The 12,317-nt window shown below is 44.5% G+C and carries 12 protein-coding genes; 4 read left to right on the top strand and 8 right to left on the bottom strand.

The genetic code is table 11. The features are described from left to right. Positions 1-8 precede the first annotated feature (8 nt). The 3 genes from AC4OGX_RS18075 to AC4OGX_RS18065 all read right to left on the bottom strand — a co-directional run bounded on the left by AC4OGX_RS18075 (position 9) and on the right by AC4OGX_RS18065 (position 3,256). A complete protein-coding gene (locus AC4OGX_RS18075) occupies positions 9-1,658 on the bottom strand; it encodes an aryl-sulfate sulfotransferase (RefSeq protein WP_493332067.1) in 1,650 nt (549 codons plus the stop codon). Positions 1,659-1,754: 96 nt separating this feature from the next. Next, on the bottom strand, positions 1,755-2,357 hold the full coding sequence (locus AC4OGX_RS18070; RefSeq protein ID WP_493332066.1) for a hypothetical protein: 603 nt from the start codon (positions 2,355-2,357) through the stop codon (positions 1,755-1,757). A 20-nt stretch (positions 2,358-2,377) separates the two neighbouring features. Continuing rightward, a complete protein-coding gene (locus AC4OGX_RS18065) occupies positions 2,378-3,256 on the bottom strand; it encodes a DMT family transporter (protein ID WP_493332065.1) in 879 nt (292 codons plus the stop codon). Between the two features lie 225 nt (positions 3,257-3,481). On the opposite strand from AC4OGX_RS18065, the gene AC4OGX_RS18060 reads away from it, so the two are divergent. The 3 genes from AC4OGX_RS18060 to AC4OGX_RS18050 all read left to right on the top strand — a co-directional run bounded on the left by AC4OGX_RS18060 (position 3,482) and on the right by AC4OGX_RS18050 (position 6,109). Beyond that, positions 3,482-4,594, top strand: a complete 1,113-nt coding sequence (locus tag AC4OGX_RS18060; protein ID WP_493332064.1) for an ABC transporter ATP-binding protein — start codon at positions 3,482-3,484, stop codon at positions 4,592-4,594. Positions 4,595-4,698: 104 nt separating this feature from the next. Next, positions 4,699-5,607, top strand: coding sequence for a PucR family transcriptional regulator (locus tag AC4OGX_RS18055; protein WP_493332063.1), 909 nt, complete (start codon positions 4,699-4,701; stop codon positions 5,605-5,607). A gap of 1 nt (position 5,608) precedes the next feature. Next, on the top strand, positions 5,609-6,109 hold the full coding sequence (locus tag AC4OGX_RS18050) for a DUF6106 family protein (protein WP_493332062.1): 501 nt from the start codon (positions 5,609-5,611) through the stop codon (positions 6,107-6,109). Between the two features lie 91 nt (positions 6,110-6,200). Here AC4OGX_RS18050 and AC4OGX_RS18045 read toward each other — a convergent pair whose 3' ends face one another. The 5 genes from AC4OGX_RS18045 to AC4OGX_RS18025 form a co-directional block, all read right to left on the bottom strand. Continuing rightward, positions 6,201-8,567: a ribonucleoside triphosphate reductase gene (locus AC4OGX_RS18045; RefSeq protein ID WP_493332061.1), complete on the bottom strand. Its 2,367-nt coding sequence runs from the start codon at positions 8,565-8,567 to the stop codon at positions 6,201-6,203. 215 nt (positions 8,568-8,782) lie between these two features. Then, on the bottom strand, positions 8,783-9,478 hold the full coding sequence (locus AC4OGX_RS18040) for an anaerobic ribonucleoside-triphosphate reductase activating protein (RefSeq protein WP_493332059.1): 696 nt from the start codon (positions 9,476-9,478) through the stop codon (positions 8,783-8,785). Between the two features lie 50 nt (positions 9,479-9,528). Continuing rightward, entirely contained in the window at positions 9,529-10,110 is a 582-nt protein-coding gene (locus AC4OGX_RS18035) for a TetR/AcrR family transcriptional regulator (RefSeq protein ID WP_493332058.1), read from the bottom strand. 189 nt (positions 10,111-10,299) lie between these two features. Continuing rightward, entirely contained in the window at positions 10,300-11,094 is a 795-nt protein-coding gene (gene proC / locus AC4OGX_RS18030) for a pyrroline-5-carboxylate reductase (RefSeq protein ID WP_493332057.1), read from the bottom strand. A 172-nt stretch (positions 11,095-11,266) separates the two neighbouring features. Further along, on the bottom strand, positions 11,267-11,536 hold the full coding sequence (locus AC4OGX_RS18025; RefSeq protein ID WP_493332056.1) for an acylphosphatase: 270 nt from the start codon (positions 11,534-11,536) through the stop codon (positions 11,267-11,269). 121 nt (positions 11,537-11,657) lie between these two features. Here AC4OGX_RS18025 and AC4OGX_RS18020 point away from each other — a divergent pair, with 121 nt between their 5' ends. Next, positions 11,658-12,293, top strand: coding sequence for a GntR family transcriptional regulator (locus tag AC4OGX_RS18020; protein WP_493332055.1), 636 nt, complete (start codon positions 11,658-11,660; stop codon positions 12,291-12,293). The last annotated feature ends 24 nt before the right edge of the window (positions 12,294-12,317 follow it).

Genomic DNA, 12,317 nt, shown 5'->3' with positions numbered 1-12,317 from the left:
TTTATGTATTAAAATTCATACTTATACACCCTATATATGAATTTTTCCACCCCCATCTTATAGCTTGCCAGAAGATGATGCTTCTCGTCATACTCTCTAAACTCCCCTGCAAACCCGGAGTTTGTAACAATCTTACCATCCACTTCCTGTACACTGCCTACATAGCCGGAATAAGGCACTTTAAAGGATTCTGCAAGCTGGAAGGTCCTGCTGTTCTCATCGACCAGATATTTATAATAGTATGAAGTACTGCCATCCTTTGCCCCCGTATTCGTCAGCCCCACACTGTTCCAGTCAAAATCCGGCCTTGACTCGCTATAACCGATATTATTGTTATACAGATACAGATAATACTGCCCGTCTTTCAGGGTATTGTCTTTGACATATGTAACAGAATGCTGTCCGCCCTGGATCGTAAAGTCCCCACTCTTTGTAAACAACAGGTTCTCATATCCGGTCCCGGACCAGAACTTGTCCGCTCCGATCATATACTCGATCTGAGGTGACTGATACAGGCCGCTGACCTTAAAGATCGTCGATGTCTCCCTGGAGCTCAATAGTATCTGTCCATTCCCCAGCCATTGGATCGTGTTGATATGCATCCAGTCCAGATCGCCATCCGCATTTTTCACACAGGAAGCCTTGTAACTGCCCAGAAGATCTCCCAGATCCAAAACTTCCGTGATCTGCCCGGTCTGAACATCCAGCTTCACTACCACATCCTCCACACTGTCCTGTCTGCCATCTGTAGCCAGGATCAGGATATTGCCTTCATCATCGAACACATAATCATGGTGCAGACTGTAATCTCCCAGATCATAGACCGCCACGACCTGTCCCAGACGGTTCACTGCTGCAATCCTCGACTCGGAAATACTATAATACATGGTATGCTCGTCAAATAAGATCCTGTGGCTCCGGTAACCAAGCAGAGGGACTTCCCCGCGCAGGATTCCGTCATTGTCATAATAATACATAAAATCCAGATGGGAATCATCATTGCCTAGCACCACGTACAATCCGTCTGAAAGCTGGTCCGCTGCCTCTTCCTTGATGTTCGTTTCAAGCTTGACCTCCTCATTCCCTAACAGGCTGCCCATATTATAAGCATAGGAACGCTTTGTGACTCTTCCATTCTCCTCTGTGATCGTAAATGTGACTTTATTTTCCATGTCAGGGATCAGACCCAGCACCTGAAATTCGTGCTCTGTCTGATATTCCTTCTCCTGCGGTACCTTGCGTGTAAAGTCTTTGATCTCCTTATCCGAAACACTCACCGTATAGGTGATCTTCGCCGGATTCTCCGTCTTAAAGTATACATATGCTGACTGCGTGTTCGTGCCAAATGGATTATACTGGATCAGCATATGGTCCATTGTGTATTCATTTTCCTTCTTTTTGGCTTCAATCTGTTTCTCTGTCTCTGCCTGCTCAGCGGTATCATAAACCTGCTCTATCTCCTTGAGCTGCTTTTGTTCTTCTTCTGTCAGTGCCTCAGTCTGCTCCTCATCGGGTGTCCCCAATATTCTGCCTGCCGCGGCCTCCATAGCGGAGATAGCCGTAGTCCCGCCAAAAATACTGACTCCAGTAAATGCCAGGACGAGCAGGGCAATCCATTTTGCCTTCTTTCCATGCGCTTCCTTCGGTTTTCTTATCATATCATATTTCCTTTCGCTGCAAATGTGGTCCCATTCCAACCTTTGAACACTAACATTGTAAAAGAAAATTGTGCCCATTCTATGAAAACTTTGGAATTATTTTCTTAAATACCTGATCAATCCACCCTTTTCTTCGTATCCTGTATTCCAGAGGTCCTTTAATGAAAAGGTCGAAGCCTCCCCGTAAGTAGCCACGGTGATCAAGAGATCCGACTCTGTTTCCTCATAGCCATAGCACAAAAACCAATGCCACACAAAGTCTTTATACTCTGGGTCTGTGTGACGCAGCATGAGATACGGCACCGGGAAGCCGGCGTCAATCTGCTCTTTGATCAGAGCCGCCGCCTCTTGATGTGTATGCTCTCCTGCAAATTCTTCCATTTCAAGCCGGGTGTCCCCCACGTCTTTTAAATAGTTAGAAAAACCATCTATGAACATGCTCAGTTTTTTCACACCGCCTGCCCTCGGTTTGATATAAGGCTTCATCTTCATGGAAAACTGAATATAATCTTCCTTCTCAAGGTTCTGCACATCAAATGGATACAGATGCCTCTGTCCCTGATGCAGTGCAAAATAGATACAACTGTCACATGCTGTTGCTGCCGCGCATCCTCCTACATGCATGACGATATTACGGAACCAGTCCTGGTTCCCTCCAATCTCACCATCTATTGTAAAATAATCCAAAATCTTTTTCATGTCTGCCTCCTGAACTAAATTTATGCCGCCTCGTTTGAGATATCTTCTTTCGAGGATAACCTTGTAGAATAGAATACAACACCTAAGATCACTGCTCCGCCTATCAGCTCCTTAATCCCGGGCTTTTCACCTAAGAACAGAAATGCCGCAATGATCCCATATACGGATTCCAGCCCGGAAATGATACCTGCCGTCTGCACTTTCACATGTCTTAATCCTTCTATATACATAGTATGTGCAACTGCTGTAAAAACAACCCCCAGTAAGATCAGGACCACAATATCTCTTACAGTGACAGAAGGCTTAAGTACAAATAGTGTCGGAAGCAGCACAAAACTGGCTGTTGCCTGCTCATAGAATGCCGTCACGCTGCTGGTGTATTTTTCCATAAAAAGACGGTTTAATAGGGACAGGACCGCATATGTAAAGCTGCAGATCATTCCCCACACCACTCCCTGCGTCATGGCGTTGCCAAGTTCAAATTCCGGCACGATGCATAGGACTCCCAGAAGCATGATGAACGCAGAGACCACACTGGATGCTCTCAGTTTCTCATGAAACAAAACAGGCTCCAAAAACGTAACAAATAAAGGGAAGGTGGAAAAAGTCAGTGTCCCGATCGCTACCGTAGAGGTCTGGATCGACTGCATGAATGTCGTCCAATGTACTGCCAGAACAATTCCCGCCGTAACCATCAATACATAGTCCTTCCGGCTTTCCAGACGGATACTCCCCTTTTTTACCTTTAACAGGATAAACAATGACAAAGACGAAAAAATAACACGTCCAAGCACGATGATTACAGCCGGCAGCTGTACCCACTTGGCAAACAGGCCAGCCAGCCCGAACAGCAGGACTGCTAAATGTATTGACAACAGACTCTTCTTTTGGTTCTCCATCTCTGTCTCCTTTATGATTCTAATCTATTTTACACCCTAAGTTTGCTGTATTAGTATATCACACTCCTCCTCATCTTCCAAATATCAAAATGAATATAGCAATCTGGTTGAAATGTACACTTTTTTTTCTTTTTTTTGGTCACTCGTGATATTGTCCTTGTCTCCTTTTTTTACTATACTAATCACAGAAAACAACGAAACCCTATTTTCAAGGAGGCTATTAAAATGGCAAGTTTATCATTAAAAGGAATTCAGAAAATATATCCTAACGGATTTCACGCAGTTAAAGATTTCAATCTGGATATCGATGACAAAGAATTTATCATCTTTGTAGGACCATCTGGATGCGGTAAGTCTACAACACTTCGTATGATCGCTGGTTTGGAAGATATTTCCGGCGGTACATTGGAGATCGACGGAAAGGTTATGAATGATGTAGAGCCTAAGGACCGTGATATCGCGATGGTATTCCAGAACTACGCTCTGTATCCTCATATGACTGTATATGACAACATGGCTTTTGGATTAAAGCTCCGTAAAGTTCCAAAAGATGAGATCGACAAAAAGGTTCGTGAGGCTGCAAGAATCCTGGACCTTGAGAAATTATTAGACCGTAAGCCAAAGGCTTTATCTGGTGGACAGAGACAGCGTGTTGCTATGGGACGTGCTATCGTTCGTAATCCTAAGGTATTCCTTATGGATGAGCCTCTTTCCAACCTGGATGCAAAGCTGAGAGTTCAGATGCGTATCGAGATCTCCAAGCTTCATGAAAATCTGGGCGCAACAATCATCTATGTAACACATGACCAGACAGAGGCTATGACACTGGGAACAAGAATCGTTGTTATGAAGGACGGTATCGTTCAGCAGGTAGATACACCTCAGAACCTGTACAATACACCTTGCAACCTGTTCGTTGCCGGATTCATTGGTTCACCTCAGATGAACTTTATGGATGCTGTTGTGAAAGTGAACGGAGACAATGTAACTCTTACAGTTGGAGAGCATGTCCTGAAAGTTCCTGCATCCAAGAAGAAACCTCTGATCGAGGGCGGTTATGACGGAAAGACAGTTGTTCTTGGTATCCGTCCTGAGGATGTACATGATTCAGAGACATTTATCGCTAACTCACCTGACAGCGTGATCAAGTCTACAATTAAGGTATATGAGCTGCTTGGTGCAGAAGTATTCTTGTACTTTGATGTAGAAGGCACACAGATGACTGCACGTGTTAATCCTCGTACAACACTTAGAAACGGCGATGCTGCAGTATTTGCTCTGGATATGGAGAAGATCCACGTATTTGACAAAGAAACAGAGTTGACGATTGTAAACTAATGTTCTAGAATAAGAATATGGAATTGAGAGGGGCTGTGCTATTGAAGTGCGGCCTCTTTGATTCTATCTGATATACCATAATTATACAAACATAGGAGACACATATGGCATCTGCACAGGAACTTGACAAGGCATTAGCAGAACTAAAAAGAATAACAGGCATCGCTTTAGATGTAAAGGCCAGGACTCCGGAGGAAGTAGAGCTTGCACTCACACAGATCCATTGTCTTTCTCTTGCGTATAAGGAGAAATATAATAAAAATCATTTTCTCCAGACACTCATGACAGACGGGATCCCCTCTTATGACGTTTTTGAACGTGCGGCCCGCCTGCATATCGATGCTGAGGCTCCCCGGGCGCTTTTTTTGGTGGAGACAAAGGGTCCGGTTGATGAAACGATCATGGAAGTCTTAAAGAACCTATTCCCTTCCCAATCCAAGACATACCTGGTCAGCATGGGGGAACGCAGCCTTGTGATACTCCGGCCTTTAAAGACAACGGAGACAGCTGAGGATATCGGACGGCTTGCCCATATGATCGTGGATACCTTGAATATGGAGGCTCTTACCTCTGTCCAGACTGCATACAGCGGCACTGTTGATACACTTATGGAGCTGGCTAACGCATACAAAGAGACAAGCCTTGCACTAAAGGTAGGAAAGCTGTTCTATTCTGAACAGACCATCTTTCCCTATAACCAGCTCGGCATCGGCAGACTGATCTATCAGCTTCCGGTTTCGATCTGTGAGAACTTTTTAAAGGAAATCTTTGGCGGTGAGGTCCCCAGGACCTTCGATGAGGAGACAACTGCCACGATCAACAAGTTCTTCCAGAACAACCTGAATATCGCCGAGACGTCCCGCCAGCTGCATATGCATAGGAATACGCTGATCTACCGTCTGGAACAGATCGAGAAACGAACCGGCCTGGATATTCGGAAGTTTGAGGATGCTATGACTTTTAAAATAGCTACTATGGTAATCAATTATTTACAGACAGAAAGGAACTCCTGATATGAATGACGCTTTTTACGAACAACTGGTAGCCCGCAAATCCCGCCCAACTGATACAGTGATCCGGATCGCAACGATCGCTCTGCTTGCAGTGATTCTGCTTTTCACGTTTCCTCTGCTTGGCTTTTTGGGAATATTGATCACAGTCGTGCTTGCTTTTCTGGCATATTACTTCGTATTTCCGAAATTGAATGTAGAATATGAGTATACCTTACTGAATCATGACATGCAGGTGGATGTGATCTACAATAAGTCCAAAAGAAAGAAATTACTTACTTTTGACATCCAGCAGGCCGAGATCATTGCTCCGAAAGGATCACCGAGACTGAATTCCAGCCATCCTGGAAAGACTCTTGATTTTTCTTCCGGGGATGCGAATGCGAAGGCTTATGCCATCATGATCTCTTTGGATCAGAAGAATACCTGCATTCTGATCGAGCCGGATGAGACAATGCTCCGCCATATCAAAGGATGGATGGGTTCCAAATTCTTTATGGATTAAAGCTTTTCTATAACATACCGAGGGCGCAGACAATCATCTGTCTGCGCCCTCGGCATATTGTTCTGTCATACCCTTTTGGTATACATGTTTTCTACTGCTCGTCTATATAAGCCTTGATATTAGAAGCATTTGCCATCTTCTGTACACCCTCGCTGTCGATCACGATCAATGTCGGGGCCTGCATGACTCCGTATTTCTTCACAAGGTCCTTATTTTCCTCGGCATCTACTACTTCATAGGAAATGTTGGCATCCTCCAGATAGTTGGTCGCAATTTTACAGTTCGGGCACTTCTTTGTCGTAAACAGAAGAGTCTTTGTCTCTCCCTGAGAAGCATGCAGTTCACTCTCTGCCTTTTTCGCTTCCTGTGTTCTGACATTCAGGTGGGAATTTGAAATATCGTAAACCTTGCGGTCCTTGAATTCCTGCGCCTTTCCATCATTCCAGTTCTTTACCGGACGGTAATAACCTGTGATACGGCTGTATACCTCTGTCTCCTCTCCACAATGCGGACACTTGAAATGTTCCCCGGTAATATACCCATGGTTCTTGCAGATAGAATACGTCGGTGACATCGTATAGTACGGCAGCTTGTAATTTTCTGCGATCTTCTTAACAAGAGAAGCCGCTGCCTTCCAGTTCGGAAGCTTTTCTCCTAAGAAGGTATGGAATACAGTTCCTGACGTATACAATGTCTGTAATTCATCCTGAATATCCAGAGCCTCGAATACATCCTCTGTATATCCAACAGGCAGATGAGAACTGTTCGTATAATATGGTGTCCCATCGCCCTCTGCCGCTGTGATGATATCCGGGAACTGCGCCACGTCATGCTTTGCCAGACGATATGTCGTAGACTCAGCAGGTGTTGCCTCCAGATTATATAGATCACCGTACATCTCCTGATAGTCGGAAAGTCTGTCTCTCATATGGTTTAGTACTGCTTTTGTAAACTCCTGTGTTTCCTTAGAAGTCATATCTTTTCTGATCCATTTTGCATTCAGTCCTGCTTCATTCATACCGATCAGACCGATCGTTGAAAAATGGTTATCAAAGGAACCAAGGTATCTCTTTGTATATGGATAGAGTCCCTCCTCCATCAGCTTGGAGATGACCACTCTCTTTGTATGAAGGGAGCTTGCAGCAATATCCATCATCTTGTCCAGTCTCTTATAGAATTCCGCTTCATTCTCAGCCAGATAGGCGATCCTTGGCATATTGATCGTAACCACTCCCACAGAGCCTGTACTCTCACCGCTTCCGAAGAAACCGCCGGATTTCTTACGAAGCTCACGGAGATCCAGACGCAGACGGCAGCACATGCTTCTGACATCACTCGGCTCCATGTCACTATTGATATAATTTGAAAAATACGGGGTTCCGTACTTAGCCGTCATTTCAAATAAAAGGCGGTTATTCTCTGTATCAGACCAGTCAAAATCTTTTGTAATGGAGTAGGTCGGTATTGGATACTGGAATCCGCGTCCGTCAGCATCTCCCTCGATCATAGTCTCTATAAAGGCTTTATTGATCATATCCATCTCTGCCTTACAGTCACCATATGTAAAGTCCTGCTCCACTCCGCCTACGATCGCCGGAAGATTAGCAAGGTCATTGGGCACTGTCCAGTCTAATGTGATATTGGAGAACGGTGCCTGTGTTCCCCAGCGGGACGGAATATTCACGCCATAGATAAAGGATTCCACACATTTTTTCACTTCCGGATACGTCAAATGATCTGCCTTGACAAATGGTGCAAGGTAGGTATCAAAAGAAGAAAATGCCTGTGCACCGGCCCACTCATTCTGCATGATCCCCAGGAAGTTCACCATCTGGTTGCACAAAACGCTTAAGTGCTTTGCAGGAGAAGATGTAATCCTTCCCGGAATTCCTCCCAGCCCCTCCTGGATCAGCTGCTTTAAGGACCAGCCTGCACAGTAACCGGTCAGCATGGACAAGTCATGGATGTGAATATCGGCATTCTTGTGTGCCTTTCCGATCTCATCATCGTAGATCTCCGACAGCCAGTAGTTCGCAGTGATAGCTCCGGAGTTGCTTAAGATCAGTCCGCCCACAGAGTAAGTCACCGTAGAGTTTTCCTTTACCCTCCAGTCTGTGATCTTGACATAACTGTCCACGATCTCTTTATAGTCAAGCAGAGTAGAATTCAGATTACGGATCTTCTCTCTCTGCTTTCTGTATAAGATATAACCCTTTGCGACATCTGCATATCCTGTCTTTATCAATACAGATTCGACACTGTCCTGGATATCCTCCACGGATACAAGACTTTCTTTTACTTTTGGTTCAAAATCTGCCGTTACCTTTAATGCAAGCAGATCAATAATGTCCTGGTTGTACTCCCTCTCCTGGGCTTCAAATGCTTTCCTGATCGCCTCGCTGATCTTGGACAGATTGAAGTCCGCTATTGTTCCATCTCTTTTTGTAACCTGATACATATTGTACGGTCGCCCCTTTCTTTAAACGATGCCAGATAATTTTTGCCCAACCATTCCAGTTGGGCATCTAAGAGTATTCTATCACTGCCCTGGTATCTTGTCAACAAAAGAACAACAATATATAGTGTCAACTTTTGAGTTTACAACTACATATTGTTGTTTATAAATTTATTGTATTATCAGAATATTCTTTCTATAGAAACTTTCCCGACCTATTATTCTACACCGCGCAGCTTTGCATTCGGTACGTTCCTTTTCACGATCTCCAATGCCTGCTCCATAATATCCTTATTGTATGCCCTCAGACCATCCCGGATCAGATCCCCTGAGTCAACAAAGCCTTGTAGATAATACCTCTCGGCTCCCTTGAGCCAGCGCCCGATCGCAGCAAAGTCTTCCCTCTTATGAAATTCTCTGACAACTGTCGTCCGAAACTCATATGGGACTGCTCCAGACTTGAGATAGTCTACACTTTGAAGAATATTTTCCAGGTTATACCCTTCAATACCGATCGTTTCCCCATATTTATTCGGGGCATTCTTAATATCCATCGCCACATAATCCACAAGCTCTTGTTCCACTAACTGTCGCAGTCTGGTTATAATGCTTCCATTCGTGTCAAGCTTCACAGAATACCCCAATTCCTTCACCTGTTTAATGAAATCCATGATATCCGGCTGCAGAAGTGGTTCTCCTCCTGTGACACAGACTCCATCCAGAACTCCACGGCGCTTCCTTAAAAATGCCAGGATGTCCTCCACAGGAATATCATTACCGGGATTCACATGCGTAACAAGTGACGCATTGTGGCAGAATGGACACCGGAAATTACAGCCTGCGGTAAAAACCGTGCATGCTACCTTGTCCGGATAATCTAAAAGCGTCAGTTTTTGTAATCCTTGAATATTCATCCGAAACCTCCTGGTATGGCCTTTTTATTTTCATTTTAAGAAATGATACTCTAAGCTTTAAAATGTTCCATCATAACGGGCATATATTCTCTGCTGTACTCTCCCAGCGAATAATCTCCTTTGCTCAGACACCAGTCTGAGACCAGCGCACGCTCACACAGGGAATAATATTTGGTGATCTCACTGATCGACTTGTCCTGGCGGATCTGCCCCTTCTTCTGTCCATCCTCCACCACTCTGGAGATCAGCCTGTAATATACCCTGTTCTGATCCAAAAGGTGTCTCTGTCCCTTTGCGATCAGCTGCGTAGAATACAGAGACGCCAGCAGATCGATACTGATCTTCTCCTCGATCATGGAATGGACTTTATAGTTGAGATACAAAAGCTTCTCATAATTATCCATTTCCTGATCCATTCCTGCATATAATTCCTCATAATAATCATCCAGAACCGTGGACAGCGTACTCAGCAGTTCATCCTTAGTGTTAAAATAATAATAAAAAGAACCTTTGGAAGTTCCCGATAATTCTATGATATCATCCACTGTTGTGTGATCATAGCCTTTATCATGGAATAACTGCCATGCCGCCGATACGATCCTTGCTTTCACACCCTTATTTTCCGTCTCCATAATCACTAACCTTCTTTTCGTAAATTTCTTATTTACTATTCTACCATAAAAAACAGAACGTGCAAAGGATTTCAAAGGGGTCAGACCCCTTTGAAATAATTCCCTGTAGTCACTGCTTTACGAAATCACAAAAGACCGGCCCCGCATCAGCAGGAACCGGCCTGATATTCATAATGATATGAGGTTAAATTACATATTCTTAGAAATCTCAGCGCAGGCTTTCATCGCTTCAATCACAGCGCTTCTAAAACCATTCTTCTCCAATACACGTACCGCCTCGATCGTAGTTCCTGCCGGAGAGCATACCATATCTTTTAATTCTCCTGGATGTTTTCCTGTCTCAAGAACCATCTTCGCACTTCCGTAAACTGCCTGTGCAGCAAATTTATAAGCCTGGGCTCTCGGCATTCCATCGGCAACTGCTGCGTCAGCCATTGCTTCAATGAACATGAATACATATGCCGGGGAGCTTCCGCTTGTAGAAACAACGACATCCATCAGTCGCTCCGGAATCACCTCGACCTTACCGAACGCACTTAAAATGCTGACTGCATAGTTTCGCTCCTCTTCTGTCACATATTCATTGGCACAAGCCGCTGTCATACCCTCGCCTACCATAGCCGGTGTATTCGGCATAGTGCGTACGATCTTCACCTTTTTTCCGAACTGCTCTTCCAGCCAAGCCAGTGTTTTTCCCGGTGCGATCGTGATGATGATCTGCTCATCCCTTACATAATCCTTGATCTCTGCAATCGTAGAGGCATAGAACTGCGGTTTTACAGAAAGCACGACCACCTCTGCTTTCTCGATCACCTCTTTATTATCTGCCGTTACATTGATGCCATATGCAGCTTTTGCTCTTTCCCTGCCTGGTTCAAAGATGTCGGAACCGATGATCTCTTCCGGTTTGAATATCCCTTCTTTGATGATGCCGCCCATGATCGCCCCAGCCATATTACCTGTACCGATAAATCCTAATTTCATAATGCTCCTCCTTGTCTGATTCGTCCAATATTTCACAATGTGCCTCAAAGGGGTCAGACCCCTTTGAAATTCATTTGTATACAATATATTATTTTGTATACATTTTCATCTCTTGGATACAATATAACATTTCCCTTATCAGAAGTCAATCTATATCCGTAAGAAAATTCCCTTACCTCACCGTAAAGCTGCTCTCCGTATCCAGTGGTATTTCTTTTGTATCCATCCACTCGATCGAAATAAAATGTCCCTGGTTCAACCCCACCAGAAGCTTATTGATCATGGGTTCCCGTCCCTGGACCTCCATCAGCACAGTGCCATCCCATTCGTTCTTCACCCAGCCGGTCAATCCCAGCGACTGGGCGAGGTATTTTGCAGTGTAACGAAAACCAACACCCTGCACCCTGCCATAAAATACAATACGTTTCCTTACTTCTGCCATGTGCTCTCACCCCATTTCCTTACATCTAAGTTGCAATCTTCCTTGATTTCCTATATAATTTGTATACAGTAACCCATTTCGTATACAATTAAGATTCTAAATACATCACAGAGGTACCATTATGGCTGAAAAACATGTTTCCCTGGCGGATCAGGCTTACGAGACCATCCGCACCAATATCCTAAACCTGACTTATCCTCCCGGTATGCAGCTGACTGAGGCCAGGCTTACTGCGGATCTGAATATGAGCCGCAACCCTGTACGCACGGCAATCAAGATGCTGCAGTCCGAAGGCCTGATCGTCACCGATTATTATAAATCCATGACAGTAAAGGAGATCACTGACAAAGATATCCGTGAGATCTACCAGCTCCGTGAGCTTCTCGAGGGCAGTGCATTCCGTCTGATCTTCACCTCCGGGCGATTCGAAGAGTATTCCTACCGCATCGAGGAAAAGCTTGTCCGCATGTGTGCCGCAGCCGGTGACATTTTCCAATGGGAGATCGCCGATACTAATATGCATATGGAGATCGTAAGTATCCTCGAAAATGACCGGATCAACCGGATCTATGAAAACAACCTTTCCGAATTGATCCGCATGGGACTCAATTCGGTCAGAAACGGGATGGATATCGCCCAAACAAATGAAAACCTTAAAAAGATGGTTCTTCTGATGCGTGAAAATAAGTACGAAGAGGCTTATGCCATCCTGAAAGCGGACCATTTTACAATAGGCAAAGAGACTGCTCTGGGTTAACCAGGACAGTCTCTTCTTTTTATG

The sequence above is a fragment of the Faecalicatena sp. genome, assembly GCF_058819085.1.
This window is presented reverse-complemented; position numbering and strand designations above follow the sequence as displayed.

Bases quoted from the DNA above. Each gene is read 5' to 3' on its own strand.
- AC4OGX_RS18025 (WP_493332056.1), bottom strand. From the start codon at position 11,536: ATGGCAGAAGTAAGGAAACGTATTGTATTTTATGGCAGGGTGCAGGGT.
- AC4OGX_RS18035 (WP_493332058.1), bottom strand. From the start codon at position 10,110: ATGGAGACGGAAAATAAGGGTGTGAAAGCAAGGATCGTATCGGCGGCA.
- AC4OGX_RS18065 (WP_493332065.1), bottom strand. From the start codon at position 3,256: ATGGAGAACCAAAAGAAGAGTCTGTTGTCAATACATTTAGCAGTCCTG.
- AC4OGX_RS18075 (WP_493332067.1), bottom strand. From the start codon at position 1,658: ATGATAAGAAAACCGAAGGAAGCGCATGGAAAGAAGGCAAAATGGATT.
- AC4OGX_RS18060 (WP_493332064.1), top strand. From the start codon at position 3,482: ATGGCAAGTTTATCATTAAAAGGAATTCAGAAAATATATCCTAACGGA.
- AC4OGX_RS18055 (WP_493332063.1), top strand. From the start codon at position 4,699: ATGGCATCTGCACAGGAACTTGACAAGGCATTAGCAGAACTAAAAAGA.
- AC4OGX_RS18040 (WP_493332059.1), bottom strand. From the start codon at position 9,478: ATGAATATTCAAGGATTACAAAAACTGACGCTTTTAGATTATCCGGAC.
- AC4OGX_RS18045 (WP_493332061.1), bottom strand. From the start codon at position 8,567: ATGTATCAGGTTACAAAAAGAGATGGAACAATAGCGGACTTCAATCTG.
- AC4OGX_RS18020 (WP_493332055.1), top strand. From the start codon at position 11,658: ATGGCTGAAAAACATGTTTCCCTGGCGGATCAGGCTTACGAGACCATC.
- proC (WP_493332057.1), bottom strand. From the start codon at position 11,094: ATGAAATTAGGATTTATCGGTACAGGTAATATGGCTGGGGCGATCATG.
- AC4OGX_RS18050 (WP_493332062.1), top strand. From the start codon at position 5,609: ATGAATGACGCTTTTTACGAACAACTGGTAGCCCGCAAATCCCGCCCA.
- AC4OGX_RS18070 (WP_493332066.1), bottom strand. From the start codon at position 2,357: ATGAAAAAGATTTTGGATTATTTTACAATAGATGGTGAGATTGGAGGG.